Annotated in this window: 38 protein-coding genes; 6 read left to right on the top strand and 32 right to left on the bottom strand. The window is 41.5% G+C overall.

The window, feature by feature from the left end; genetic code table 11:
- Positions 1-137: 137 nt before the first annotated feature.
- The 19 genes from JOD21_RS01670 to JOD21_RS01755 all read right to left on the bottom strand — a co-directional run bounded on the left by JOD21_RS01670 (position 138) and on the right by JOD21_RS01755 (position 11,437).
- A complete protein-coding gene (locus JOD21_RS01670; protein ID WP_204727907.1) occupies positions 138-1,859 on the bottom strand; it encodes a terminase TerL endonuclease subunit in 1,722 nt (573 codons plus the stop codon).
- Between the two features lie 21 nt (positions 1,860-1,880).
- Complete coding sequence (locus JOD21_RS01675) at positions 1,881-2,321, bottom strand: P27 family phage terminase small subunit (RefSeq protein WP_204727908.1); 441 nt, start codon at positions 2,319-2,321, stop codon at positions 1,881-1,883.
- Between the two features lie 84 nt (positions 2,322-2,405).
- Positions 2,406-2,792, bottom strand: coding sequence for an HNH endonuclease (locus tag JOD21_RS01680; RefSeq protein WP_204727909.1), 387 nt, complete (start codon positions 2,790-2,792; stop codon positions 2,406-2,408).
- Complete coding sequence (locus JOD21_RS01685) at positions 2,792-3,157, bottom strand: hypothetical protein (protein ID WP_204727910.1); 366 nt, start codon at positions 3,155-3,157, stop codon at positions 2,792-2,794. Before JOD21_RS01685 ends, JOD21_RS01680 begins: the two co-directional genes overlap by 1 nt.
- 29 nt (positions 3,158-3,186) lie before the next feature.
- Positions 3,187-3,321 (bottom strand): hypothetical protein, encoded by a 135-nt coding sequence (locus JOD21_RS19410; protein WP_275579552.1) that lies wholly within the window; start codon positions 3,319-3,321, stop codon positions 3,187-3,189.
- Between the two features lie 151 nt (positions 3,322-3,472).
- Complete coding sequence (locus tag JOD21_RS01690; RefSeq protein ID WP_204727983.1) at positions 3,473-3,886, bottom strand: sigma-70 family RNA polymerase sigma factor; 414 nt, start codon at positions 3,884-3,886, stop codon at positions 3,473-3,475.
- Positions 3,887-3,914: 28 nt separating this feature from the next.
- Positions 3,915-4,133, bottom strand: coding sequence for a hypothetical protein (locus tag JOD21_RS01695; protein ID WP_204727911.1), 219 nt, complete (start codon positions 4,131-4,133; stop codon positions 3,915-3,917).
- Complete coding sequence (locus tag JOD21_RS01700) at positions 4,114-4,275, bottom strand: hypothetical protein (protein ID WP_204727912.1); 162 nt, start codon at positions 4,273-4,275, stop codon at positions 4,114-4,116. Before JOD21_RS01700 ends, JOD21_RS01695 begins: the two co-directional genes overlap by 20 nt.
- Positions 4,276-4,398: 123 nt before the next feature.
- The gene (locus JOD21_RS01705) at positions 4,399-4,722 is read right to left on the bottom strand and encodes a hypothetical protein (protein ID WP_204727913.1); all 324 of its coding nucleotides are present in this window, start codon (positions 4,720-4,722) and stop codon (positions 4,399-4,401) included.
- Positions 4,723-4,843: 121 nt separating this feature from the next.
- Entirely contained in the window at positions 4,844-6,091 is a 1,248-nt protein-coding gene (locus JOD21_RS01710; RefSeq protein WP_204727914.1) for a DNA cytosine methyltransferase, read from the bottom strand.
- Between the two features lie 44 nt (positions 6,092-6,135).
- Complete coding sequence (locus JOD21_RS01715) at positions 6,136-6,375, bottom strand: hypothetical protein (RefSeq protein WP_204727915.1); 240 nt, start codon at positions 6,373-6,375, stop codon at positions 6,136-6,138.
- Between the two features lie 47 nt (positions 6,376-6,422).
- A complete protein-coding gene (locus JOD21_RS01720; protein ID WP_204727916.1) occupies positions 6,423-6,611 on the bottom strand; it encodes a hypothetical protein in 189 nt (62 codons plus the stop codon).
- Positions 6,612-6,799: 188 nt separating this feature from the next.
- Positions 6,800-7,288, bottom strand: coding sequence for a Holliday junction resolvase RecU (locus JOD21_RS01725; protein ID WP_204727917.1), 489 nt, complete (start codon positions 7,286-7,288; stop codon positions 6,800-6,802).
- Between the two features lie 10 nt (positions 7,289-7,298).
- Positions 7,299-7,565 carry a hypothetical protein gene (locus JOD21_RS01730; protein WP_204727918.1) on the bottom strand — a complete coding sequence of 89 codons (267 nt, stop codon included), beginning with the start codon at positions 7,563-7,565 and terminating at the stop codon, positions 7,299-7,301.
- The gene (gene dnaB, locus JOD21_RS01735) at positions 7,555-8,886 is read right to left on the bottom strand and encodes a replicative DNA helicase (RefSeq protein WP_204727919.1); all 1,332 of its coding nucleotides are present in this window, start codon (positions 8,884-8,886) and stop codon (positions 7,555-7,557) included. Before dnaB ends, JOD21_RS01730 begins: the two co-directional genes overlap by 11 nt.
- Positions 8,879-9,229: a replicative helicase loader/inhibitor gene (locus JOD21_RS01740; RefSeq protein WP_204727920.1), complete on the bottom strand. Its 351-nt coding sequence runs from the start codon at positions 9,227-9,229 to the stop codon at positions 8,879-8,881. Before JOD21_RS01740 ends, dnaB begins: the two co-directional genes overlap by 8 nt.
- Positions 9,222-10,022, bottom strand: a complete 801-nt coding sequence (locus JOD21_RS01745) for a DnaD domain-containing protein (protein ID WP_204727921.1) — start codon at positions 10,020-10,022, stop codon at positions 9,222-9,224. The genes JOD21_RS01740 and JOD21_RS01745 overlap by 8 nt, the downstream gene beginning before the upstream one ends.
- Positions 10,023-10,037: 15 nt before the next feature.
- Entirely contained in the window at positions 10,038-10,805 is a 768-nt protein-coding gene (locus JOD21_RS01750; RefSeq protein ID WP_204727922.1) for a phage antirepressor, read from the bottom strand.
- A gap of 443 nt (positions 10,806-11,248) precedes the next feature.
- The gene (locus tag JOD21_RS01755; RefSeq protein WP_204727923.1) at positions 11,249-11,437 is read right to left on the bottom strand and encodes a hypothetical protein; all 189 of its coding nucleotides are present in this window, start codon (positions 11,435-11,437) and stop codon (positions 11,249-11,251) included.
- A gap of 56 nt (positions 11,438-11,493) precedes the next feature.
- Here JOD21_RS01755 and JOD21_RS01760 point away from each other — a divergent pair, with 56 nt between their 5' ends.
- The gene (locus JOD21_RS01760) at positions 11,494-11,664 is read left to right on the top strand and encodes a hypothetical protein (protein WP_204727924.1); all 171 of its coding nucleotides are present in this window, start codon (positions 11,494-11,496) and stop codon (positions 11,662-11,664) included.
- On the opposite strand, the gene JOD21_RS01765 is transcribed toward JOD21_RS01760, so the two are convergent.
- Genes JOD21_RS01765 through JOD21_RS01780 form a run of 4 tightly spaced genes read right to left on the bottom strand, consistent with a single transcriptional unit; the run spans position 11,658 to position 12,910 of the window.
- Entirely contained in the window at positions 11,658-11,996 is a 339-nt protein-coding gene (locus tag JOD21_RS01765) for a hypothetical protein (RefSeq protein ID WP_204727925.1), read from the bottom strand. The two genes, JOD21_RS01760 and JOD21_RS01765, sit on opposite strands and share 7 nt — an antisense overlap.
- Positions 11,993-12,355 (bottom strand): hypothetical protein, encoded by a 363-nt coding sequence (locus tag JOD21_RS01770; protein WP_204727926.1) that lies wholly within the window; start codon positions 12,353-12,355, stop codon positions 11,993-11,995. Before JOD21_RS01770 ends, JOD21_RS01765 begins: the two co-directional genes overlap by 4 nt.
- Entirely contained in the window at positions 12,336-12,605 is a 270-nt protein-coding gene (locus tag JOD21_RS01775; RefSeq protein WP_239581250.1) for a helix-turn-helix domain-containing protein, read from the bottom strand. Before JOD21_RS01775 ends, JOD21_RS01770 begins: the two co-directional genes overlap by 20 nt.
- 35 nt (positions 12,606-12,640) lie before the next feature.
- Positions 12,641-12,910 carry a helix-turn-helix domain-containing protein gene (locus tag JOD21_RS01780; RefSeq protein WP_204727927.1) on the bottom strand — a complete coding sequence of 90 codons (270 nt, stop codon included), beginning with the start codon at positions 12,908-12,910 and terminating at the stop codon, positions 12,641-12,643.
- Between the two features lie 179 nt (positions 12,911-13,089).
- On the opposite strand from JOD21_RS01780, the gene JOD21_RS01785 reads away from it, so the two are divergent.
- The 3 genes from JOD21_RS01785 to JOD21_RS01795 are packed head-to-tail and all read left to right on the top strand — an operon-like array spanning position 13,090 to position 15,088.
- A complete protein-coding gene (locus tag JOD21_RS01785; protein ID WP_204727928.1) occupies positions 13,090-13,425 on the top strand; it encodes a helix-turn-helix domain-containing protein in 336 nt (111 codons plus the stop codon).
- A 29-nt stretch (positions 13,426-13,454) separates the two neighbouring features.
- Positions 13,455-13,913: an ImmA/IrrE family metallo-endopeptidase gene (locus tag JOD21_RS01790; RefSeq protein ID WP_204727929.1), complete on the top strand. Its 459-nt coding sequence runs from the start codon at positions 13,455-13,457 to the stop codon at positions 13,911-13,913.
- Complete coding sequence (locus tag JOD21_RS01795) at positions 13,910-15,088, top strand: tyrosine-type recombinase/integrase (RefSeq protein ID WP_204727930.1); 1,179 nt, start codon at positions 13,910-13,912, stop codon at positions 15,086-15,088. Before JOD21_RS01790 ends, JOD21_RS01795 begins: the two co-directional genes overlap by 4 nt.
- Positions 15,089-15,157: 69 nt before the next feature.
- On the opposite strand, the gene lepA is transcribed toward JOD21_RS01795, so the two are convergent.
- The 3 genes from lepA to gpr form a co-directional block, all read right to left on the bottom strand.
- Complete coding sequence (lepA, locus tag JOD21_RS01800) at positions 15,158-16,987, bottom strand: translation elongation factor 4 (protein ID WP_204727931.1); 1,830 nt, start codon at positions 16,985-16,987, stop codon at positions 15,158-15,160.
- A gap of 82 nt (positions 16,988-17,069) precedes the next feature.
- Positions 17,070-18,128, bottom strand: coding sequence for a stage II sporulation protein P (gene spoIIP / locus JOD21_RS01805; protein WP_204727932.1), 1,059 nt, complete (start codon positions 18,126-18,128; stop codon positions 17,070-17,072).
- A gap of 60 nt (positions 18,129-18,188) precedes the next feature.
- Positions 18,189-19,196: a GPR endopeptidase gene (gpr, locus tag JOD21_RS01810; protein ID WP_204727933.1), complete on the bottom strand. Its 1,008-nt coding sequence runs from the start codon at positions 19,194-19,196 to the stop codon at positions 18,189-18,191.
- A 240-nt stretch (positions 19,197-19,436) separates the two neighbouring features.
- Between gpr and rpsT the strand changes: the two genes are divergently transcribed.
- On the top strand, positions 19,437-19,691 hold the full coding sequence (gene rpsT, locus JOD21_RS01815; RefSeq protein WP_041121069.1) for a 30S ribosomal protein S20: 255 nt from the start codon (positions 19,437-19,439) through the stop codon (positions 19,689-19,691).
- 246 nt (positions 19,692-19,937) lie between these two features.
- Here the strand turns inward: rpsT and holA are convergent, their stop codons facing one another.
- The gene (holA, locus tag JOD21_RS01820) at positions 19,938-20,960 is read right to left on the bottom strand and encodes a DNA polymerase III subunit delta (protein ID WP_338032848.1); all 1,023 of its coding nucleotides are present in this window, start codon (positions 20,958-20,960) and stop codon (positions 19,938-19,940) included.
- Between the two features lie 273 nt (positions 20,961-21,233).
- Here holA and JOD21_RS01825 point away from each other — a divergent pair, with 273 nt between their 5' ends.
- Positions 21,234-21,368, top strand: a complete 135-nt coding sequence (locus JOD21_RS01825; protein ID WP_204727934.1) for a YqzM family protein — start codon at positions 21,234-21,236, stop codon at positions 21,366-21,368.
- Between the two features lie 88 nt (positions 21,369-21,456).
- On the opposite strand, the gene JOD21_RS01830 is transcribed toward JOD21_RS01825, so the two are convergent.
- The 5 genes from JOD21_RS01830 to rsfS all read right to left on the bottom strand — a co-directional run bounded on the left by JOD21_RS01830 (position 21,457) and on the right by rsfS (position 26,029).
- Entirely contained in the window at positions 21,457-23,712 is a 2,256-nt protein-coding gene (locus JOD21_RS01830) for a DNA internalization-related competence protein ComEC/Rec2 (protein WP_204727935.1), read from the bottom strand.
- Entirely contained in the window at positions 23,709-24,188 is a 480-nt protein-coding gene (locus JOD21_RS01835) for a ComE operon protein 2 (protein WP_204727936.1), read from the bottom strand. Before JOD21_RS01835 ends, JOD21_RS01830 begins: the two co-directional genes overlap by 4 nt.
- Positions 24,189-24,248: 60 nt before the next feature.
- Positions 24,249-24,839, bottom strand: coding sequence for a helix-hairpin-helix domain-containing protein (locus JOD21_RS01840; RefSeq protein WP_204727937.1), 591 nt, complete (start codon positions 24,837-24,839; stop codon positions 24,249-24,251).
- A gap of 90 nt (positions 24,840-24,929) precedes the next feature.
- Positions 24,930-25,673: a class I SAM-dependent DNA methyltransferase gene (locus JOD21_RS01845; RefSeq protein ID WP_204727938.1), complete on the bottom strand. Its 744-nt coding sequence runs from the start codon at positions 25,671-25,673 to the stop codon at positions 24,930-24,932.
- On the bottom strand, positions 25,673-26,029 hold the full coding sequence (rsfS, locus tag JOD21_RS01850) for a ribosome silencing factor (protein ID WP_204727939.1): 357 nt from the start codon (positions 26,027-26,029) through the stop codon (positions 25,673-25,675). The genes JOD21_RS01845 and rsfS overlap by 1 nt, the downstream gene beginning before the upstream one ends.

The following is a 26,029-nucleotide window of genomic DNA, read 5'->3' on the forward strand; positions in this document are numbered from 1 at the left end:
TTTTTCACCCCTGGCATTATTGGACCATTACATTGAGGGCACTTTATTCCATCTAAATACTTGTGGGTGTCTTTAATTTCCCAATCACAATTTATACAGTAATAGCTTTCTTTGGGTGCTTTACTCATATAACCACCTCATCTATAAATCTCACTAATTAAATCATCCATGCCATCCTGATCTACATCATCCATCTGCATCATTGTTTCTTTATGAGCAACTAAAAAAGCCACGAACCCATCAATCTTTTTCTTTGATTGACGTTTCGATGGCCCTTTCATTCCGTTTATGTTAGTAACAACTACAAGATTTAATGCACAGTAAATGAATAGTGGATTATCTGTCTGAATACGCTGCTCATAAATAAGGCGCTCCGAATCATCAATCATAGCGTTCATAACGTTCGGGTACTGGTTCACAGCAACACATTCCAAACCAAGATTCTCACATTTTTCAATCAGTTTCTGAGACATGGCCGGGTCATAGTTCAACTGCTGCACGTCATATTCATCCATGCACTCTTTGATGTACTCAAGCACCTGGTCCTGGTCAATCATCTTACCATCACAAAGCTGAACATACCCACGCTCAACAAGATCACGATAAGGTACGTTGTCCTCTTTTTCTCGATAATCAAGATCAGCGTCAGGTATAAAGTACATCTGCTTTACTTTTAATAATGCCTTACCGTTATCATCAAACGTTGGGAAGTTTAAGCTCACACAGGTTAAGTCAGTGGTCTTTGATAAATCCAGTCCGATATAACATGTCTCACCTTGCAACTCGCCAAGATCATCGACAAGAACATGTTCAACCTGATCCTGCTCGAAATAGTTTTCAGCTCCATTCACGAATACGTTAAGATGCTTCGATAAAAACTCAGCTTTCTTGTGGGCAGAACGTGCAGCTGTAATGTATTCAGTTTCAAGTGCACTCATAGTAACTGACACGCCGATGTTCGGGTTAACCATCGCCCACACTTTACGATCTGTCCATTCATATCCTTTATCCGGTTCATAAATCATGACAAAACTTGAATCATTGTCATCATTTTTCAAGACTTCTTTAGCTTCACGGTACACTCGCATACCAACTGAAGAGGACCCTTTACCAGCAGTTGAGATATTGAACATCAAAGGCTCATCCCGTGAGATTTGAGCAGACTTGAAGTTATCATATTGCTCCATATTCTCCTGGGCGTGCAATTCATCATTCAGAACAAAGTGAGGGTTTGACCCTTCAATGCTGTCAATGTTACGAGACATAACAATAAATTGGTTCTGAAAGGCGATTTCTTCACGAAGATAATCATATGTGATTGATGAAATAGAACCTTTAGGCCCTTTATAGACGTGAGAGCTTTCAAGCAGCGCATCATGATTCAATACAGTGGCTGCAAACGGCTTTGCTGCATATTGTGCCTGGTTGAAATCACTGGCACAGCAATAACAATCCGCTCCGGCTACACCTTCACCATACATTGCGTAACCAAGTGCACCAACTGCAATCAATGTTTTACCGTTTTTCTTCGGTACCTGAATGTAAACCTCTCGGATAACGCGGACAACATCACCGCTCTCGTTCTCTTTCACCCATCCATAAATATTCGCGAAAGCAAATTGCTGCCATTCTTCTAATATAAGAGGTTCGCCAGCAAGTCTACCTTTAACATGTCGAATGAAGGTTTCTACCCAGTCCATCATTTCATTGGCTCGGTCTAAATCGAACCATATATCTTTTCTTTTCTTCCATCTGTAATACCGATCCACCATGTCCCGGATCGTTTTGGGATATTTCTTAGGAGACCGCCGCACTTTCTTTGCAAATCGGTCCGCATAGTTTACGCCCGGTTCGATCACATAGGCTCACCACCACCATTTTTAACTTTGTTTTTTTCTCCACTTTTGACGATGAGCATCTAGCTCACTTACCCTGGCTGGAGGTTTCTTCACTTCTTCATCTTTGCGAACTGAAGATCCACCGGTAATCATTTTGCTCTGCTTCGACTTATTTGTAAGTCCAAGCAAATCCAGTGCTTTCGTTTTTTTATCAGACCACACTTCAACCTGCTGCGCTAACGGATGCTTTGAGTGATTCGTTGCGCCGGCTTTATTGGTGTGTCGCTGAGTTGCCGGGAACCCTTTGTCCCGCCAGTCCACATACATCGTTTGATAGATTTCAAAAATATCAAGGTAGGACTCAATCAACGGGTCCAGTGTAACGGTGTAAATATCAGCATCCCTCATCAATTTCAAAATCCTATTTTTCTCAGCTTCGGTTTTTTCGGCTACGATTTTCTGACGCTGCTTTTTGGTGGACAATTCACACCCCCCTTTCTTTTTTGAAAATCTTGTCTAACGAAATAAAAAGGACAGGCAACCGGTCTTGGGCAAAAATAAAAAAATTTATTTTTGGGTGGGGGGCTTCTGAAAAAAATAATTTTTAAAATAATTTTCTTTTTCCCCGTAATTCTCTTCAATGCTGTGACACTTCGGACATAAAAGCTTTAAGTTATCAGGTTCCAACTGCAGCGTCCGGTCCTGCTTGACCTTTACCTTGTGATGGACCTGAGCTTGCTTACCGAATACAAACTTGCCACAGCGTTGACAGCAGCCTTTCTCTCTTTCATAAACAAACTGTCTTACAGCCTTCCATTCCTTGGAGTTGTAGAGTTGCTTGTTTGATGTATCATAGAGACTCTTCTTCTTGGGCTTCCTGGTACCCTGATGCTCTTCACAGTACCTGCCCTTTGCTACCTTATTCGGACAGCCATTGAAGTCACAGTATTTCATTATTCTTCAACTGTAGACAGCGATTCCTCGATATGGTTACGGATAGTCTCAGCTTTTTTCATATTGCCTGGAACATCAATATCATTTTGTTTAGCAAAGGCAAGCAGCTGTTTAGCATCCATAACATCTAAATCAATATCTGTTTTTTCATCAACTGGCTGACCATTAATGATTGTTGTATCTTTGCCGGTTGCCAAATCAATACCACCAACAGACAACTGTGGATCTTCAGGTGTCAGCATTGACTTTGGATTCTTCGTCACTTCGAATGAAGGCTTTACTCCACGCTTTACGAATACAGTCTTCTGCGCTTTCGTATCCCAATACTCTGTACCTGCTGCTGTCTTTCTCGTTTCTACTAACATAATGAATCGCTCCTCTATTAAATTATATTTTATTCAAACCTGAATGCTTTTCTGATTTCTGCAATACACTCTGCGATTTCTTCTGCGCAATCATATCCGCTGTCTTTTAGTTTTGTAAGTAAAGCCAAATAACTGAATAAGGAATCAAGTTTTGTTTTATTCAAGTTTATGCCTCCTTTGTACAAAATAAAAGAGCACCCATAAATGAGCGCTCTTTTTCATTATGTGCTATGGCTTACCAACCACGATTTGTCATAGCTGTTATTGCAGATTTCTATAATTTCACTATAATTCTTTTCTGCAATACATACCTAATCATTTTTTTCCCGTCAGTAAACTGTCAGTATATACATTGACAAATTTGATTCTTTTAATTACTTCAGCATGTTTTTTATATATATGACTAGAGCTGTATCCAAGATCATGAGCTATGGTCTCCAAAGTCATGCCGTCCACATACTTGAGCTTAAGTATTTGGTGTTCTAATCCCCGGAAACTATCAATTAATTGCAGTAAACTTTTCATATCTTCCTGCTTACATTCCAGCTCGTTTTTAATTTGTTCTATCACTTCTTCCAACCTTGCGCCATTCGAATCAGCAGCTAGTTTTACATTTGATAGATCACCTTCTACCCAACGCTTCAATTCTAGTTCCGATCTTTCAAGGTTGAATTCCAGAAAAGCAATTTCATCCTCTAATTTTTGATAGTCCTTTAACCATTCAAACAGTTTGACCACCCACTCAATATAATATTTGTTATTGAAATAAGCGCGCTCTCTTTCTCTTTGCTAACAGCCGCTCCACATCATGAAGCTTTTTCCACCCATTCAATCTGGAAACAGTTGTTTTCCCTATGTCTGCAATCTGTCTATCAAGATACTTTCGCTCTTTTAAATCAATGTACTGAGCAACTGTGAGCTTCACATCATCAAAGTTAGGACTTAAAGCTTTTGTGTCACTGTTCTTGTATCTCATGCAGCAGTTCCTCCAATGCTTCAGCAATGATTTCTTCTTTATGAGAATCAGTCCCGCTCCTGGCATTGATCTCGATCATTGCTTTGTTGTGTACAATCTTTTCTTCGATATGTTCAACAATTTCTTCAAGAGTGATATTCAATTGGTAGCCCTCCCGTTATCAAAGATCATCAGACAGCCTACACCATAGCCATGAGGTTTAATGTCACTGGCAGCCTTCCATCCTCTATCTTCATGCTTTGCTATCAGGCTCTTTAACTTCGATTCAGTCAACGAGTATACGAGTTTCTTCAGCGGTCTGTGGTTCTTCATGTGTGAAGCTCCTCTCTTTTACTGCAGCTATGATCTCTCTTTTAGCATTAAGAAGGATCTCAAGCATCTCAGCAAGGTTCTCAGCGTCACTTACTTTTATTTGATGATCCAGTAGCGCCGTACAAGCCCGCTCATAGTTTGGATAGTAACCTACAAATCGGGTGATATACTGACCTTGGAGCGGCTCTCCTGATTCATCTGTTTTCTGCACCTGTTGCTCAAGCTTAAAATTGAGCGGGTCAGTCGTTATTAGGTACTCACCTATTTTCAGTTTCATATGATCGGTTCCTTTTCATCGATTATTTCATGATGCACTTTTGCACAGATCGGGCAGACATCTTCACCCTGCGGAACAAAGTCGCCGCATAGAACGCATTGATCCATGAGCCTGCTCCCTTCTAATTAGATACTGCATATCGTGTTTCAATCGAACACATTTCTGGCAGGTTCGCTCTGACCAGTGCGTTTGCAAATGGTGGAGGAACTGAATTACCTACCCTGGCAACCTGCGCTGATTTCGGGTACCTCTTGCCTTTATAGTCTTTATCAATGATGTAATCTATCGGGAATCCTTGTGCCTTGAATAATTCGTGTGGCTGAAGCATTCTCATGCCTATGTCAGTGATCTGATAGTTTTCACCTTTAACTGTGATTAAGCCAAATCGGTCTTTTGTAGGTATCGTATGAAGTGGCTTTACAATACTCTGTCCGATCCCCTGACCGTAGTATTTAGTCAGAAATGCGCTGACTAATCCGAATCTGTTTGCTGTTGGTATAGTCGGCACTGGCTGTCTGATATCACTCGCCCTGGTCTCTTTCCCCTGATGAGTGTAATAATGCTGCAGGAAGTGCGCTTTACCTTTAAAGATGTATGGATGATCAGTGTCTAAAACGAATTTCTTGAGTCCTCTTTTAATCCTGAGCATTGTATTATCACTCAAAGGCTTGTCCCGCTCATAGATACTTGGTGCAGCTAGTGACCAGTCAATCACTTCAGCAGCAGTTCTATATGGCTTTTTCAATCCTAATTGCACGTTTATATCGTTTGGATCAGTGTGAGTAGCTTCCGGCCATGTAATTGACCGACCGTCACATCGAGCGATTAAGAACAGCCTCTTTCGGGTAGTAGGCGCTCCGTAATCACATGCCTTTAATACTTTGAACTCCACTTCATATCCGTGTTGCTTAAATGCTTTGACAAATGACTGAAACGTTTTGCCTTTCTTATCCGGGTCCGGTTGATCACCCTTCAGTGGTCCCCAGTCCTGGAACTCTTCTACATTCTCAAGAATGATAACTCGCGGCCTTACCGTAGCAGCCCACCTGACACCGATCCAAGCAAGCCCTCTGATGGTCTTATCAACCGGCTTACCGCCTTTCGCCTTGCTGAAGTGTTTACAGTCCGGGGAAAGCCAGCACAAGCCGACCTTCCTACCCTTGACTACTTCACGCGGATCAACATCCCATACAGACTCACAATAATGCTCAGTGTGCGGATGGTTTGCTTTATGCATAGCAATGGCATCTGGGTCATGATTGATTGCAACATCTACATTCAATCCAGTGGCCATTTCAATACCAGTACTTGCACCACCGCCGCCGGCAAAGTTATCTACAATGATTTCTCTGAATAGATCTAATTGCATGTATCAGGCTCCCTTCTACGACGTTTAATGTTCGGATAACGACATTAACCATTGTCTAAGATTGAATGTATTTTCCAATAAGAGTCATTCATTAAATTGTTATCTTCCAATGTCATCAAAGCCAATTTAACAGCTTTCTCATATATTTCTAATTTATTCTGAGACTTGTAATACGCATCAACATTTAGGTTTGCTAATTCCTTGTAATGATTTACTTCTTTCTGTAATCGCTGAACCTCTTCAAATAAATCTACATTAATTTCATCTTGGCTCATTTGCCCCATCCAATTTCACTCCTTTTAATTACGACACATCTTGTGTCAGATCCGATTCATTTGTAGCTGGCCCAATCCCACTCTTGCTCACTTCTTTTTTTCTCATCATTACGACCTTTGTTGTAACCTGAAATTAAAAGCTTGATATTTTCACCTTCAGTATCTTTCTCAATAAATTTCTGAGCCTCTTCAAATCTAAAGCCCATCCGATCAATTAAAAACTTCATTGAGTCATTTGCATTCATATCATTACTCGCTCCCTTTGGTGGTTCGGTGCTGCCTTCCACTTAAAGTCAACCAGGTCCCCTTTACGGTTATACGTCATTGACCCTTTGGAGCGGCAGTCGCTGCACCTATAATCATTTCTTGTATAGTAAGTTCTCTTGATGTCTTTTACTTTTGTCATGTCACACTTACAATCAACACACTGCATTTATTTTCTTTCCTCCATTGCTGCAGGAAGCCAATCAATCGTTAACCCGCTCCCTGGCTTTATTAAAATTGCATGATCCCTGAATATCTGTAGCGGAATGCTTTTAGCTCCACCGGCTACTGCTGCCTGCCAGCGCTCTTTTAGCACATCATGAGGTAATAGATATGTCTCATTCATTGAAGTGAAGCAGACTATCAGGAAGGCTTTACCGCCTTGATTCTCCCACCGGTCAAAGTATGCTACCTGATGATCGTGAACGTTATGGAGCGGGAAGTTTGTTTTAATCGCTGTCTCCTTTGCGTCAAAACAAACTGGCAGCTTCCCGATCAATCCGATATAGTCAGGCGCACCTTTCGCTTTATAAAAGCCGCTCATGATCCGCTGTTGCTCTTTCAACGTCACTGTGACTTCTGGGAACTGTTTGATGATCTCCGCTTTACCTGACTGCTGATATTTGATGTTTGCCATATCGATATAAGTTTCTAACATCTTGCCCCGCTTACCTTGGCTTGATCTCATCCTGAGCACCATCCTTTTTAAACAATTCGTAGAGCGGCCATTCTGGATCATTTCGCTTATCCTTCAAATATTCATTCAGCAAGGTGTTCATCTTCGGTTGATTCTTCGGTAGCATGTACTTATTTAGCTTGCCAACGTGATCTTTCATACGGAGAGTCCGCTTTTCATTGACCACGAAGTCAATTAAGAGCGCCAGGGCTTTATGCTTTTTTCTGATTGCTCCCTCAAACAGCACACTAATTGGCATGATCCAACCTTCTTTCAAGATTCACGAATTTATTCATTTCCTTGATGAATGCCATGCTGACAGTACCCACTGGACCGTTACGCTGTTTCGCAACAATGAACTCAACAATGTTTTGATTCTCGCTCTCTTTATCGTAGTAATCATCACGGTAAAGAAATGCAATCACATCTGCGTTTTGCTCTACTTCGCCAGAGTCTCTCAGATCACTCATCATCGGGCGTTTATCCTGCCTTGATTCCACGCCGCGTGATAGTTGAGACAGCAGCACGATTGAGACATCCAGTTCTTTAGCGATCATCTTTAGGTCCCTTGTGATCGAACCAACCTCTGCATTACGATTTGGCTCGCGCTTATCTGACTTCATCAGCTGCAGGTGATCAATCACAACAACCAATTTCCGATCTGGGTGTAATTTCTTTAGCTGCTTCAGATCCGCCCGTATGTATCCCGGGGTGCAGTGTGAAAGGTCGTGATAATACATATCTTTTTTGCCCAGTTCGCCCATTGCATAAGTGATCCTGCTCCAATCCTCATCTGCTACATGTCCCGCTCTCAATCTCTGAGCGTCGATTCTTGCTGTAGCTACAAGCTGACGTTCAACCAGGCTTCGGTTTGTAGTTTCAAGAGAATATACAACCGGAATGGCGTTACTGGCGTTTGTAATCCCTGTGGCGAAGTTAAGTGCCAGGGCTGTTTTCCCCATACTCGGACGAGCGGCTATGATTGCAAGCTCAGTCGTGTGCAGGCCGTTTAAGATTCTATCGACATCAGCAAAGCCAGTTCTGATCCCTGTTACTTCTTCAAGCTGATTGGATCTCTTTTCAATGTCGTCAAATACTTCGACAAGCACTTCTCCAATCGTCCTGCGCTTGTTATCTTCAACAGAATCAATATTGTTCAGCTTATCTGTAATTGCCATGACCTCTGACAAGTCTCGCTGCTCAGTGGCGATCTGTCTGAGCTTGTCTGATAGGCTGAGTAATTCCCGGTACTGAAACTTTTCGAATACGAGTTTCTCTTTATATTTCAAACTATCAACGGCTGTTGTAGGTGAAAAGTTCATCAACTTCAGTAGACCTGATATATTGCCTGCATTTTCAAGCTCATTCATTTTTCTGAGCTGTTCAGCGATCGTTGTTAGTTCAATTGGCTGATTGGCTTCTTTCATGACATTCAATGCTTTGAACATGGTGCGGGTCTTATGCTGATAAAAGTGGTCTGGCTTAATACTCATTTCATCCAGTAGTTCAGGCTTCTGCATCAGTGCACTGATTATGTCGTATTCTGCTTCCTGGTTAAACGGCTGTTGTAGGTTATCCACGAATACCGAGCTCCTCTCTAATTTTCATGAGCGCTTCAAGCCGGGCCGGATGATTACCTGTAGCAGCCTGTGCACCTTCAGCAATTTTTTGATTGATATAGTCTTTTGTTTCGTTAAGCCCGGGCACGTTTAATGTCGCTCCGGAAGGTTTAACCCTGATGTCTGCGATGGTTGGAGGGAATCGGTTATCAAGCATGTATTCATCAAGTGCCCGTTCAGTTGGTTTAAAGTCCTGATCTTTCAGCAGCCGGTGCCATTGATCAAGTTTTATTTGATCCCAGTTGAATGATGGATATACACTGGCGATTGATTCAAAGATTTGTAATACCTCTCGTTTAGTCATCGAGATTCAAGTCCTCCTCTCCTGGCCTTTTTGTTTGATGTGTCTTTGCACCATTATTGGAGCGGCTGTTTTTAAACTCGACATCCAGCGCCTGAACATCTTCAATCGTCCGAACGTTTCTAACCGACCACTCAAGCAGTATGCTTTTGATATAGCCCCATGAGCGTTTGTTTGCTTCAAGTGCCTTCTTTATGGCTTCAATCACCAGTTGCGGGGACAAGTCATCAATCCAGTTCAAAATATCGGTCATTAAGTAAGGTGATGCCGGACCAATGTTTTGTTCGTAGAACCGAATTGGGTTTTGATCTTCATGTTTTGGTTTTTGGTTTTCAGGGTTTTCTTTTTCAGGCTCAGCCTGCTCATTATTATTATTAAAATCTAATGAAGTAATCTTATGGTTATTGTGAGTGTCAATTTGACCCGTGGAGAGGTCATTTTGACCTGTCGAGGGGTCATTTTGGTCTCTCGTCAGATCATTCAACTTTTGATAATCGATGCGGTACCATTTGGTCTTATCAATCTTGATTTTGTTATAGTGATCTGCGGTGATCAGCACACCTTTATTTTCAAGGTTCTTGATGACTCTTTTCACCGTACTGGCAGACCAAAACGGAAACTCTTTGTGCCACTGATCAATTTTTTTATACACCCACTTATGACCGTCCCGCTCATTGTTGCTGTGCTGTAGCCAGTAGTGGAGCTGCTGCGTGAATATCGCCTCGTTAAGGCCGAGCTTCACCGCAAGGGTAGGAAGCACCTGAAGAGGTGCCTCATAGATTAAAAGTTTTGACATGTTGAATCCCCCTGTTTACTCTATAGCGCTCTGCTGAAGAAATTTATTGATAAAATACTGCTGACCTTTGCCAGTTACTTTTGTGGTTTTATTAATCGTCACATGGCCGTCAGAGTGCGTGACCGCTGTCTCTTTGATGCGGAACAATCCGAGATCCATCGCTTTTTGTGTTGGGCTATTGAAATTAGCACCGCGTTTCTTGATCAGATAACCTTGATCTCGTAGCAGGCTGAACAGTCTATTTTGCCCTGTATCGAATCCATTTTGCTTTAGCAGCTTAGCCAGGTCTCCGATCAGAATGCTGCCATTTGAAGCGCTGACTGCATCAGCAAATAATCCTTTTGGTTGTAGCACAGCAATTTTTTCGTTCTGCTCTCTGACTGTTTTTAATGTCGACTTAAACATTAACTGCGTCTGTTCATCCGCATGCGGTAGATAGGTCTGGATAAACATATCTTCATTCGATACGTACCCGCCGGTCTTACGAATTGAAGGCAGCACTTCAGATGTTATCCATTTTCTGAAACGTTTAGCTGATGGCTTACGGCTCTCAAGAATCACGTCATAAAGACCATCTTCATTTACAAACACTGCCTCTTGAGTCCCACCAGCTGTTTGAAGGGGGTGATTTAAAATCACGTCCTTCTCTAAGCGCCTTTTGACACCTGCAACCTGACCAAGACCGAGAATCTCACACAAGTCTTTCAGTACAAAATAAGGTTCACCTTGGCGATCCATCACCCGAACTCGTTGATCCTCAAAAAGCTTTGTTATCTGATTCATCTATCTGACCTCCCGATAAAGTAGTTGTCAAAAAGCAGGGTTTCTGATAGCATGAACTCAAATATGTTTTGACTATCGAAACCCCCAGAGCTCATCAGTTCCCGCTGATGAGCTCATTTTTTATTCTTTGCTGTAATGATCAGCCGCTCCTTCAAGCTGGCCCGGTCCCAATACCTCTGATTAAATAGTCTTTTAATCAACTTCATTTACCTTTGACCTCCTGACCAGCTGTATGCCACATCCCACAGAGACCAATCGTGACGATACTGATTGCCGATCCCAGGAGGATAAATTCAAGTCCACCCATTTCGTTTCACTCCAATCTATTTTTCTAGCAGCAAAAGAGAGGATCACAAACTGCTCATAATTCAGTGGTCCACTGGTTATCTCATCCTCTCCGCTCTCACGTCTCCATCTGAGAAACTCAATATAATCTTGAACTGTCATTTCTTTAACCTGAAATAAGAAGCGTGTTGGAAAACAAATGCTGAGTGAATATACGGTTCGATTGTGACCCACTCACCATTTGATAAAAACTGAACTTCTTTTCCATCTGCATATTCAGCTGCAGCTGTTCTTCGATCAACTTTTTTATAATCATGATTTTGATCTTTCGGAAACCCAATTGTCATACTTCCTCCTATCTCCCCTAAACTTTGCTATTCTTAGTAAGAAAGGGGGTGTAAAAATGAATACAAAACTAGACAAAATAGAACAAGAAGTATTAAAAGAATTTAAAGAAAAATTCAGTAAAGATGATGATGGCATCTCTGATCTTCTAATTCAGATGTCAACTCTTTCAGCGAAAGTTACAAAAAGCTTTTTAGAAAAATACGAACGTGAGCAACAGGATCAATAATTTTTTTCATCAATACCTTTTAAAGATTGTTCAAGTTTTGATGCGAATTCTTTAATTAGGGTCGTCGTTCCAGCGGCGACCTGTTTTTCTGTTTCTGGAGCTGTATGTTTTATTTCAACCTGAAGTGCTTTTTCTCGAACCACTTCAACAGCAGACTCAATAATGAATGTTGCAACTTCACCATTCATTTTCCAGCGATATTCTTTTAACTTTTTAATCGCTTCTTGATATGTGTCACTATCCTGCAAAGCAGCATCCGCTAAATCAGAAATTGCTTTTTTTGTTGTTTCTCCTGCCTGATGAAAGTTTTCCTCAAGTGCTGACATTTTCATTTAAAGACCTCCAATTTTTTAGTTAGTCTGTAGTGATCCACAACTCTAATAAGATCTTTTTTCATTTCGTTTAATACTTCAGGATCGTACATACCTAAATTACTTATGTGTACTCTTTCGTTAAGTAGAGCAACTCTGAAAAACTCATAGAAGTGTTGGTGACTTGGAACTCTAATGTTTTGGTGATACCTATGATGAATCTCAGCTCTAAGAGATTTACTGAAATCAAGAAAAACCTCTGAAGATCTATCAAGCTGTGTTTTTTCTTTTTCCAGATCAGACATAATATCTTTCTTTAGATCCTGTATAAACTTTTCATACTGCGAGTCATTCGCGAACTTAAGAATGATATCCCCCATTGTTGGCCTCCTCTTTTAATTCAGTGACGTTGTTTAGATCAGTGAAGTCTTTACCGTTATTTCTTCTCAAAAAATCTTCCAGCTCGTAACAGGTTACCTTTAACCGCCCTAGCTTGAGAGCGGTTAAATGTCCGGCTTTGATCAACTCATATACTGTGTTTTTATTCGTTTTAAAGAGTTTAGCTACATCAGCAATGTCATAGAGTTGCGGAATGGTTCCTGATGTTTGAAATTCATATTGCTGATTCAAAATTATTACACCTCCTTTGATTGGTTCTGAGTGAATCACCCAGAACCGGCTTTAGTTGACTCTTCAAGTTTCATAAATGAAACTTTATTGTCAACAAAATAGGCATCAGAACTGATATCAAGCTTCAAACAAATTTTTCTGATTTCCGTTCCAGAAAAATCAGGACCCCATCCATTTAACTTTTTATTAAGATAAACACGGTCAATACCAACCATTGAAGCTAATTCAGTTTGCGTGATGCCAATATCTTTTAGATAGAGTTTCAACTTACTGTAAGGTTCATGATGTCGCTTTTTTGTATCCAAGCACCATTCACCTCCTCTCAGAAGGTTTCATATATGAAACTCTTAAAGGTAGATTACCACCGCGAAGTTTCATAGTCAACTACTTTTGTGTACAAATTTTATTTGTTTGTTGTCAAATAAGAAACTTTTGTTTATAATCTTTATAACAGGAATCGAATTTCCTTAAGGAGGAAAAACAATTGCATTCAATAGGAGAAGCTATTAAAAAAGTGAGAACAGAACGAAAACTTTCCCAAGAAGAATTCGCTAACCGTATAAATAAAAAAATGGACATGTCTATTACTAAAGGCATGATATCTAAATGGGAGAAAGATTTGACTGAACCAAAGGCAAATGTTTTGAGAGCTATCGTCACTACATTTGGTGTCTCAATGGACGAGCTGCTTGGAGTGGGTGAGTTCGCTGACAAATCTCATTACCGTGTTATTGCAGCTCATATTGATGATGATGTAACTGAAGATGAACTTGAGGACATTATGGACTATATCGAATATATAAAAAACAAAAGAAAGTGATGTGAAGATATGTGAGATATGAGAAGCTAATGGATCAGTATCCGGAACTGGTAATTGAAGAGGATAAACATATGCACCCAAAGTTACCAGGGGTTATAGTCGATAACTATATCGCGATCAATAAAAACAGATCACTTTATGAGAAACATTTCATTCTGGCTGAAGAGATAGGTCACTATTTAACAACTGCTGGTGACATTACTAAATTAAACACACTGCCAAAACTGAAAGCTGAAATCATAGCCAGACGTTGGGGATATGAAAAAATTTTATCACTCGATGATCTTGTTTCTTGCTACGAGAAAAAACATCTGACCGCTGAAGATGTCTCACATGACTTTGAAATTGAGCTTAACGATCTAAAAACAATTCTTGATTATTATTTTGATCGCTACGGCCCGTCAGTTAGACATAAAGAATACATAATCAATTTTGATCCATTTATAGTGATTGATATTAATTCATTGGAAGGGGGTGAATATCTGTGAAAGGTGGAGTTAGAAAAAGAGGTGGAACCTGGTATTACTATTTTGATTTAGGGATGGTTGATGGTAAACGCAAGAAGGTTGAACGAACAGCTGAAGGTGCTCAATCGAAGGGTGAAGCTGAAAGAGTGTTGCGTAGGAAGATCCTTGAATATGAAAATGCCGGTACGGTTTTTAAGCCATCTGAAATGACGCTGCATGACTTTCTAATGTTCTGGCAGAAGGAGTATGTAGAGCTGAAGTTGAAACCAAACACGCAATATAATTATGAGAGCGTTATCAGGATTCACATTTTGCCGCACTTAGGTAAATATAAGCTCAAATCATTAACACCTCATGTCATGCAACAGTTTGTAAATTTAAAGGTCCGTGAAAAATGGGCACGCAAAACAATCGAGATCATGATAGGGATCTTAAACAAATCATTAAAGCAGGCTGTTTATCCGTATAAGTACATCAATGAAAACCCTATGCAATATGTCGAATTACTAATCGAAACGCCCAGAAAGTCAACAAGAGAGGATTTAAAGATACAGTCCAGGGAGAACCTTAAATTACTAAGTGAAAAGATCACTGAAGGTCACCCGTTTTATATTCCTTATGTAATTGGCCTGAATGCCGCTCTCCGAGTAGGAGAAACGTGCGGACTGGAGTGGAGACACATTGATTTCGATGAAGGTGTGATCCAAATCGATCAGCAGCTCGTTGGCCGCAAACATAAAGTAAACGGCAAAGACAAATTGTTTTGGGAGATCGGACCGCCAAAGAGTAAAGCCGGGTACCGCTCCATACCTGTAGGAAACAATCTTTTGTCCATATTGAAAAAAGAGAAGCGCAAGCAACTCGAGAATCGTTTGAAATACGGTGAACACTATACCAGTTACGAAGATCACGATTATGTATGCAGGAAAGAAAACGGAGAGCGATATACACCATCAGTTATTAAATATCAGACGCGTGAACTTATCCGTGGGAAACTAGAAATTGATTTTAACTATCACTCCCTCAGACACACGCACGCAACGATGCTCATTGAAGCCGGACAGCCGACAAAGACTGTTCAGCGACGCCTGGGTCATAGCCGGGCATCGATCACTGAAGATCGTTACGTACATCTGACTAAGAAAATGGCGAGAGATGCCGCCGATATTTTCGATACGATCACCAGTCAATTATAAACCGGTGGCATATCGGTGGCAAACTCCACCGTCATGATATTTATTTATACCCTTACCCCTTGATATGACTTACTTCTCTCCCTCATCCATCTGAAGGACAGCCATAAAGGCTTCCTGAGGCACTTCAACTGAGCCGACCATCTTCATACGTTTCTTACCTGCTTTTTGTTTTTCAAGCAGCTTTCGTTTACGTGAGATATCTCCTCCGTAACATTTAGCAAGAACGTTTTTACGGATTGCTTTAATTGAAGATCTGGCAATGATTTTATTTCCGATCGCCGCCTGTATAGGCACTTCAAACTGCTGACGCGGAATCAGTTCTTTCAGCTTCTCAACAATCAGTTTACCTCTTTCATAAGCAAAATCTCTATGGACAATAAAGCTTAGCGCATCTACTTTTTCTGCGTTGAGTAAAATATCCATCTTCACAAGGTTTGATTCACGGTAACCGATCAATTCATAGTCAAATGATGCATAACCTTTTGTACTTGATTTAAGCTGATCAAAGAAATCATAGACAATCTCAGCCAGCGGAATTTCATAAACGACGTTAACACGCGATTCATCCATATACTGCATATCAATGAAGTTACCACGCTTAGACTGGGAAAGTTCCATGACAGGACCAACATAATCATTAGGTACCATAATGGTCGCTTTCACATATGGTTCTTCAACATGATTAACTGACTGCGCATCCGGCATAGCCGACGGATTATCAACCATCATGTGCTCACCATCTTCAAGGTACACATCATAAATTACACTTGGTGCAGTTGTGATCAGATCAATATTAAATTCACGTTCAATACGCTCCTGAATAATTTCCATGTGCAGAAGTCCGAGGAATCCGCAGCGGAAACCGAATCCGAGTGCCTGAGAAGTCTCAGCTTCATATTGAAGCGCTGAATCGTTTAACTCAAGCTTTTCAAGTGCTTCACGAAGGTCTACATATCTTGCTGTATCGATTGGATAGAGACCACAGTAAACCATCGGATTCATCTTTCTGTATCCCGGCAGCGGCTCTTCAGTCGGCTTCACAGCACTTGTGATCGTATCACCTACGCGCGTATCACTGACATTTTTTATGGCAGCAGTGAGATACCCTACATCACCAACAGTCAGTTCATCCTGAGCGGTGGCTTTAGGTGTAAACACTCCTATCTCATTTACTTCAAATTCTTTACCGGTTGCCATCATACGGATCTTATCGCCAGGCTTTACTCTTCCTTCTACGATTCTGATATATGCAACAACCCCTCTATAAGGGTCGTATAGAGAATCAAAAATAAGTGCCTTCAGCGGTGCTTCAGGATCACCTGTAGGAGCAGGTACTTTTTCTACAATCTGTTCAAGAATATCCTCAATTCCGATTCCTGCTTTTGCTGAAGCAAGCACAGCATCTGAAGCATCGAGGCCAATGACATCCTCCACTTCCTGACGAACACGTTCAGGATCTGCAGCAGGTAAGTCAATTTTATTGATAACCGGCAGAATTTCAAGGTCATTATCCAGTGCCAGATATACGTTAGCAAGTGTCTGGGCTTCAATACCCTGCGCTGCATCCACAACAAGGATCGCGCCTTCACATGCTGCAAGAGAACGTGATACTTCATAAGTGAAGTCTACGTGTCCAGGTGTATCAATCAAGTGAAAAGTATATTCTTCACCGTCTTTAGCCTGATATTTTAACTGTACTGCATTTAATTTAATCGTAATGCCCCGTTCTCTTTCAAGATCCATTGAGTCAAGCAGCTGGGCTTTCATCTCACGGGCTGTCAATGCTTGAGTCTGCTCTAGAATACGGTCAGCAAGTGTTGACTTCCCGTGATCAATATGGGCAATAATTGAAAAGTTTCTGATGTTTTTCTGTCTATTTAAACGCTGTTCCTGATTCATTCAATGTCCACTCCTGTTTTTAAGACGCAATTATACTAGTGTAAAGTATATCAGTTTAACAGGCGCGTTTCAATTGCACACTTTAAGGGGCATTGACAGGCGTTGATTCCAGCATATATTCACTCATTGCATCAGAGAATATATCAGCGGTTGCTTCAAGCTCCTCGAACTTGTTATCCACTCCACCGAGTTCAAGTAAAATTGAACCCGGGGAGAGATCCTGATTAAACTTTCCATTGGTATGCTCACCTTTTTTCACATATACACCACGTGAAATGCCCGGGATTTTGAGGTTCATCCGGTCATGAATTGCTTCAGCAAGTTCTCTGTTCGCTTCACTACCGTCATGTTCGCCACCAACGACAAAAGCTACTTTTGCATAACTCTTATCGTTATATTGTAATGTCGTAGCTTCTCTTCTCACTGAATCCCTGTGAACATCTATAAAATAATCAAGTGTGTTATTTGAGGTTATCGCTTCCTGCACAACACTTTTTGAAACGTCATAAGCCTGCCAGTAATCTTTCCCAATCGTATTCAATTGAGCAACTATATCTCTCGTATCCACTTTTACAGGTATGCCATTTTCATGGAAAAACGTTTTAAAGTACTGGCCGGTTTGTGTAATATTTACTTTAGAGTGATGTGCAAGATTCGGATTAGAGATATCAGGCAGATAAGGCAAAAATGATTCTCTGGAATGAGTGAAGTAGATAAAGACACGCGGGTTTTCAGACTGCTCTATATTAGAAGGAGCCTGAATAACTTCGACAGCTTCCCCTTCTTCTCCGCTGAAAAACCAGTCTGCCGGGGGTACAGATTCCGAGGGCTCAGGAAATTCATTGGCCAGCGCTTCTGTACTGAACCCTTCCAGCGCGAGCCAGTTTTCGGGATTGAAGACAGTCCCGGATAATGAAGACCACACATTTCCAAGCTCATCGCCTGATGAGAGGTGTGCATATTCAGTCTGCAGCATCAGGAAAACAGCGCGCTGTGGCATTTCGTCAGGGAGATCGAATGAAAATGACATGACCTCTCTTTTAATATCCGGCATGTACAGTCCGGCTGCCATAACTGAGATCAAAAGTAGAAAAGTTTTTAAAAATAAATTGATTGAATACAATGACTGCGTTTTTTTCACCAGGGCACCTCCTGATTCAAATCTTTTTGCAGTATATGTATTCAATCATTTTTCAGAACGTTATTCAGGATAATGCAGGGCCTGATCAAGGGCTGCTGCAAGCATATCAGAAGCCTGTTTGATGTAGAGGTCCGTTTCTTTTGGTGTGACAATCAGGTTTTGTCCGATTGGTGACAGAATTTCTTTGAAAAGTTCCTGCTGCTCTTCTTCCGACAGACCGCCGATTAAACCCATATAAGCATTTTTCTCGTGTGGTTCTGCTTCATTTTGATTTAATTCTTCAAGTGACCGCTTCGTCATTAATAAGGAAGATGGTCTGTTATCCTGACTTGACTTCATTTTGATCGTTTTCTCAAAGTAACCAAGCGTGTCTTTTGTAATCGAAGCAGCATCTACTACAGTCGGAATTCCAATTGCAATCACAGGCACACCAAAAAGATGACTGTTGATTTCCTGGCGGTTATTGCCAACTCCTGCTCCAGGATTAATTCCTGCTGACGACAGCTGAACAGTGGTATGCAGCCTCGAAGCCGATCTTGCAGCTAGCGCATCGATGACAATCACAGCACCAGGCTTATACTCATTGATCACCCCTTTTAGTGTAGAAGCTGTCTCCATGCCTGTCAGACCCATGACACCCGGCGCTAATGCAGTTGTTCTTCTGAATCCACCTTCAACGGCTCCAGGCTCCACTTCAAATAAATGATTTGTCACGAACACCTTTCTGCACACTTCAGGACCGAGTGCATCAGGCGTAATCTGCCAGTTGCCAAGCCCTGCAATCAGGATCGGCGTATCTTCTTTGACATCGAGTTCAATCAGAAACTGTCTGATTACACTTGAAAGTGCCTTTGCTGCTTTCTCAACCCATTCTTCATTTTGCGTCCGGAGCTGTGGCGCTTCAAACGTCCAGTAGCTTCCTTCTTTTTTGCCGGTTGCAGCGGCGGCTGTCTTACTTACATATATTTTCTTCAGCGAAAATTCATTAATTATTTCTTCTTCAATGGTAAGTTCCTGTTTGCCGGAGAGTTCATAGGCTTCAAGTGCGAGGTCAGTCCGGAAAGCCATCCGCTTCACTTCCTTAGTGGAATTTTTATTTAGGTTGGTACCAAAGCGTGTATTCTATTCTTTAACCAAATAATTATTTTCATGACTATTGCATTCTCCCGGTCTGTTTGATAAAATATCCCTTGTTCTTATGTAATTGAATCTAACCGGTTCCTTACGAGAAACCGTATGCCGTAAACGGCGTGAATCATGTTAATCGAGTTTTCTAAAGTCCTCGATTCAGTTCGGGAGGTGACATAAATGCCAAACATTAAATCTGCAATCAAACGCACAAAGACGAATGCTGCTCGCAACGAAGCGAACATTCAGCAGAAATCATCAATGCGTACAGCGATTAAGCGTTTCGAAACTGCTGTTCAGAACGATTCTGACAACAAGACGGAATTACTTTCAAGCGCTGTAAAACAGCTGGACAAAGCTGCACAAAAAGGGCTTATTCACAAAAACAACGCAGACCGTCAAAAGTCTCGTCTAACGAAAAAGCTTAACGCATAATAAAGAGACCGATGCTCAATATTGAGCATCGGTTTTTTTATTTAAACTCTGTTAAAGTTGGCTGTTGATTTCCGCTGCAGGGGGAACGCTTTCCGCATGAGCCTTTTTTTGGCTCCGATTCAATCGGACCTCCTCGAAGCTACGCTTCTGCGGGGTCTCACCTGTCACGCTTCTCCTGCTGGAGTCGTCCCCCTTCCGCTGCAATCACCAGCTGTGCTAAAACAACATTGGACTTTAACATAGCCTTTATTTAACAAATATCGGCAGCCTGGTAATAAACATTTCAAGAATCATCTCTTTCCTGCCGGATGAAGATTTTAAGGCAAGATCGCATGACGCCAGTTCAAGCATCACTTTTTTCAGATGTTCACCTGAAAGCCTGGATGCATGCTGACCAGCCAGCTTAACTCTGAAAGGATGGACCTTCAGCCTTGAGGCAATCTGCTGCTGACTGAATCCTTTTTCGCTCATGTTTTTCACCTGATAGATCAGTCTGAACTGGCCACTCAGCAGTGCGAGCAGCTTTAACGGTTCCTCTTTCTGTCTGAGGAGATCATGATAGAGTTCAATCGCCTGAGCTGTTTTTCCGGTTAATGTGAATTCAATCAGGTCAAACACATTATGCTCTACTGACTTTGGAGTCAGCAGCGTTACATCTTCAGCTTTTATCACATCAGCACCCTGGGCGTAGAGAGCAAGTTTATCGATTTCTCCAGCGAGCATAAAAAGATTTGTTCCCGCTAAAACGGTCAGTTTTTCAACTGCTTCATCTTCTATTTGCATCTTGTGGTCGGCTACTTTGGATTTGATCCAGCCTCTTATATCATTCACCGTTAATTTTTTTGCTTCAATGACCGTTGCCGACTTTTTTGTCAGCTTCGTAATTTTTTTACGTTCATCAAGCTTCTCTGCAGGCACATGGATGACAAGTACTGTGTAAGGTGCAGGAGACTGAAGATAAGCTTCAAGTACGTCAGTCGGCTGTTTTTCTTTTTTCTTATCTGCTGTATAAAACATTGCCCCGTCAACAAACACAAGACGCCTCTCACCCATAAAAGGAAATGACTCAGCATCCTCTACAGCCGCTTCAAGACTTCCTTCATCAGCAAGATCATGCAAAGAGAAATTAAAATCCATCTCAGTTTCCGGTATCGCATGCCGGATCAGCAGCTGCTTTGTTTCGTGAAGCAGATAATCTTCTTCACCGTATAATAAATAAACAGGCGCCAGCTGTTGTTTTTTTATGGCAGTCCATTCTTTAACAATCACTTATATCCGCCTCACTTTAATATGTATCTCCACTATTGTATAGGAAATCATCTTCCCTATACAATAGCGGACGGGCAGAAGGTAACTGCCTTATATAAACACTTTACATCCGGTCCCGGGTCACCGGATGTAAAGCTGTTTGTGCTATAGTATCTGTATCCATTTATGAATTATTTGTGATAAGCTGTTATTAGCCGTTATTTTTAAATGGTAACTATGGATTTTTATAAAATGATGCTCTATACTTTAAATTGTATAATAGGAGGGGTAACCATGAATGAATTCGAACAAAATGTTCAATCGAAACGAAACGACCTGATTGATTCCGGCGTGGCATTTGTTGTCTCATTTGGATTTTTCGCTGCATTATTCATCGTAGGAACAGTCATCTCAGTCGTGGGATCCTAACACCCTTTAAAGAGCCTTCAAGGCTCTTTTATTTTTTTGCTTTGATAAAGTTAATTGTACATTTCAGCAGCTTAAGACAGTCTTTAGCTTACTTTTTATTATCATATGGCACTGCCTGCTCAAAAGTGCCTTGATTTCCTTCAAATATATACCTGACCGCTCCGTGATCTGCTGTGATGTAGATCCGGCTCCCTGCAGAGTGCAACCTTTCTAAAACATCGGGATGAGGGTGACCGTACATATTATTTTTCCCTGCTGAAATAATCGCCGTCTCCGGTTTCACCCTATCCAGAAAAGCCTGTATCGTTGAAGAATTACTGCCATGGTGCGCTACTTTCAGCACGTCAATGTCTTCAAACTGGTTCATGAGGGCATTTTCTGTACTCTCACCAATATCCCCCGTAAACAGCCATTTCTTTCCTCCTGCTTCAGCAGTTAATATAAGCGAAGCATCATTCCCTTCATAGTTCTCACCCGGCACAAGTAAAGTAAATTCAGCATCACCAGACTGCCATGAAACCGTTTCTGATATTTCTCTTACAGGTGTTTGCTGTGCCTGGAAGGTATGCAACAGCTCTTTCATCTCTTTTTTCTCTGTTGAACCTGCACTGGTCCATACTTCACTGATATAAAGTTCCCTTGCAAGATCCGCCGCTCCCCCAATATGATCCCAGTCGTGATGTGTCAGAATCATGAGATCTATTTTTGAAACTCCCATACTCTTTAGGTAGGGAAGAACGATATTCTGACCGACTGAATAATCACTATCCGCCTTTCCAAACTGAACCTGCCCTCCTGTATCAATTAATATATTCCCCTGTTTATACGGTAACTGGATGAGTACACTGTCCCCCTGACCTACATTAATAAATGTTATACTGCCCCTGCTGCTTATATATGGTGCAGCAGTCATCGTAACGACTAAGACCATCGCACTTATGGTTGAAAGGAATCGTTTCCTCCTCTCTGAGAAGAACAGGATCAGGTAACAGAAAATAAGCAGGATGACCGTATTGAATAGACCGGGCTTCCCTGTAATCAGAACCGAAAACCTGATATCTGATATGACAGCTGAGATATTCTCTGTATGATGAATGATAATTGAAGGAAGATATGCCAGAAGGACAGCAGCATCCATTGACAAAAAAGACAGAAGATAGAGCAGAACAAATGCAGGAAGAATGATAATTGTGTAAAGAGGAACATAAAACATATTGACGATAAAAGAAGACAGGGAAAGCTCATAGAAATGCCACAGAATGATCGGCAGTGCACTGAGCTGGGCAATAGCAGTAACTATAAGCAGACTGACAGACTTATGTTTTAACCGTAAAATCAGTCCTGATGAACAGGCCAGCGCAAAACTGACTGCGTAACTGAGCTGAAAACCTGCCTGAATGAGTTCAAGAGGAAACAGAAATAAATGAATTATAAAAACAGTACAGAGGATATGAACGAGGGGGAGACGTATGAATAAATACTGAAGACATAATCCCAACAGAACCATCCCAGCTGCCCTTAAGACAGGCGGGGCAGCACCAGCCATTATCGTGTAGAGCGGCAAAATGATAAACATTCCCATCCTGACTGTCTCTTTCGTCAGGCCAATCCTGAGACCTGTCAGCCAGATCAATAATGTCATCATTCCGACATGCATACCGGAAATCGCGAGCAGATGAATGACACCAAGGCGCTGATACATCCTGATCTGTTCATCCTCCATTTTACTCCGGTCACCAAATAACAGCGCATTTGCAATGCCGAGACTGTTTTGAGGAAAAATCTGTTCCGTTCTTTCAATCCCTTTATGCCTGATCATGTTTAATTTATCCAATACTGACTGATCAGTCATCACGCAGTTTTTCACACTCTCAGCCCGGAAGATCCAGTGGATGTTTTGATAGTATAAGTAGCTGCGATAATCAAAAGCATGAAAGTTCTCGGCAGATGAAGGCTGTATCAGCTCCCCTGTCCATTGACATTGTGATGCGTCGGGCAGTCTTTCTATCAGACTTTTCTGCTCTTGAGGAATCATTATGATCAGCTTTTCTTCTTGATGAATCGCTTCTGCCCGTAGATTTGTTGAACCTGTAAAAGGAGATGTAATTTCAAGTGTGAGGGTTTTTGTGTCTGCGCTCATATTCGTTGTGAGCGTGTTGAGATGATGGTTTGTATGGAGAAAAAAGAAGAAGGATATACATAATGAGGTCAGGATACATAATAATCCGGGGGATTTAAAAATAACGTATAAAAAGAAAAGTACTATAACAGGAATCCATTCCGGCTGATAAGCCCCAACAGCACCAGCTAAGGCTGCAGGGGCACTATAGAGCAGTACTTTCAATTTGTTCTGCTTTGCTCAGCAGGTGTCATCAACTGTTCAATTGAAGCCGGGTCAAACGGAACGCATTCTGTTTCGACTCCCGATTGGGCGAGAAGCTCAATTGCATAAGGATGATTTTTATAGTCACTGGCATAGTAAATTTTTGAGATACCCGCCTGTATAATTGCTTTTGTACACTGCAGACATGGAAAATGCGTGACGTACAGGCTCGCACCTTCAGTAGCAGCGCCAAACTTGGCACATTGAAGAATTGCATTCATTTCCGCGTGGATCGTTCTGACACAGTGATTATCAATGACATAGCATCCTTCATCGATACAGTGCGTTCCTCCCTTGATCGACCCATTATATCCGCCGGCGATAATACGCTGCTCACGGACGATTGTAGCGCCTACTGTGAGCCTTGTGCATGTACTTCTCAGTGCAAGCAGATGGCTTTGTGCCATAAAGTACTGATTCCAAGAAATCCGATTCATTTTTGTATGCCTCCTGACAGCTGCTGCTGTGTATGATGTTGGTTCTGTAAAGATTCGTCTCTAAAATGTACTGATGAATTCTTTCAGTTGTTCAAATGTTTTTTCACCGATACCTGAGATATTCATCATATCTTCAATCGATTTGAAATAACCGTTTTCCTCTCTATACTGAATGATTGCTGCAGCCTTAGATGGTCCGATCCCGGGGATGGTCTCAAGTTCAGTGGATGTAGCTACGTTAATATTGATTTTATCAGATTGTACTGCCTGATTTACAGCCTCTTCAGATATTTTCTCCGGGATAATAATAACCATTTCATCAAACAGTTTTTGCGCCATATTCACAGCAGTCATATCTGCAGCAGGTAATTCCCCGCCTGCCTGCTCTACGAGATCAATGACTCTGTCACCGTTGTTCATCTCGTACACGCCTGAGCGTTTAATTGCGCCTTTAATATCAACAAAGATGATATCGGCTTCAGCAGCTGAACCCTGCACTGCTTCTTCTTTTAGTTCTGAAGGACTTTCATTGAGCGGACTGGAAATAGGCGTAGTGTTTTGTGAAGACTGGAAGAATAGAAAAATGGAGATAAAAATAAGTGGGATAAGAATGAAAATATATTTCTGGTGGTTTTTGAGCCATAACAGCATTGTACAATCCTCCATGAAAGCAGAAGACTGTCAGAAGATTACTTTTATTATATGACGGATGGACAAATTGTCAACAAAAAACACGAAGAGTTATCTCTTCGTGCATGTAAAAAAGATGCGCTCACTCATGTCTGAAGGTTCTTTATCTGTAAAATCTGCTGTGACAGATTCCACTTGAAACCCGGCCTCAGAAAGCCACGCTTTATATTGATCGATCGTAAATGTCCGCTGTTTGTGAAATTCGTCAAACCTGGCATACAGATCACCCTCTTCTTTTATGAAAAAAGTCAACTCATGCTCAGCGCTGTTTTCAAATTCCCCTTCAAACGAATTCCAGATGTAAGCTGCTTCCCCGTCATCATAAGAATAAGTCTGTCCTGCAAACAGTTCATTTACTTTATACACTGAATGAACGTCAAACAGGAAAAGTCCATTTAAAGCGAGCATCTGATGCATATTGGTAAATGTCTGCCTGACAGCTTCTTCTGTTTCAAGGTAGTTAAGGGAATCACAAAAGATTGTGATCAGATCAAACTGTCCAAGCTCACCGGCTTCAGCCATATCCATCTGGAAAAAGCGGATGGATTGCCCTGCTTCCATGGCTTTTTGCTGCGCCATGGAAAGCATGGATTCAGAAAGATCAATGCCTACCGTTTCAAATCCGTGTACCGATGCTTTAACCGTCCATTCACCTGTTCCACAGCCGACATCGAGCAGTCTTGTCCCATTGACCTGAAAATGTTCCTTTTCACGTAAGAGAACACTCATCCATTCGTCATAAGGGACATCACTCATCAGCCGGTCATATACATACGCAAACTGATCATAAGCCATTAGCTGATCGAACTCGCCATATCTTCAATCTGAGCGTCTCCCCAGAGCTTTTCAAGCTTATAATAATCTCTTTCTTCACGATGGAATACATGTACAATCACATTGCCAAGGTCAACAAGTACCCATCTCGCTTCATCGTACCCTTCCAGACGTTTGACAGTATAACCCTCTTCTTCTGCACGGTCCTTCACTTCTTTAGCAATCGCCTGTACCTGCTTGTCAGAGTTACCATGGCAGATCACAAAATAATCTGCGATCAGTGAAATCCCCTGCATATTCAGTGCAACGATATCCTCTGCACGCTTATCGTCTGCTGCTTTGTATGCAAGTGATAATAATTCATTTTCTTTAGACAT

It is taken from the genome of Jeotgalibacillus terrae, from assembly GCF_016908195.1.
GTDB lineage: Bacteria > Bacillota > Bacilli > Bacillales > Jeotgalibacillaceae > Jeotgalibacillus > Jeotgalibacillus terrae.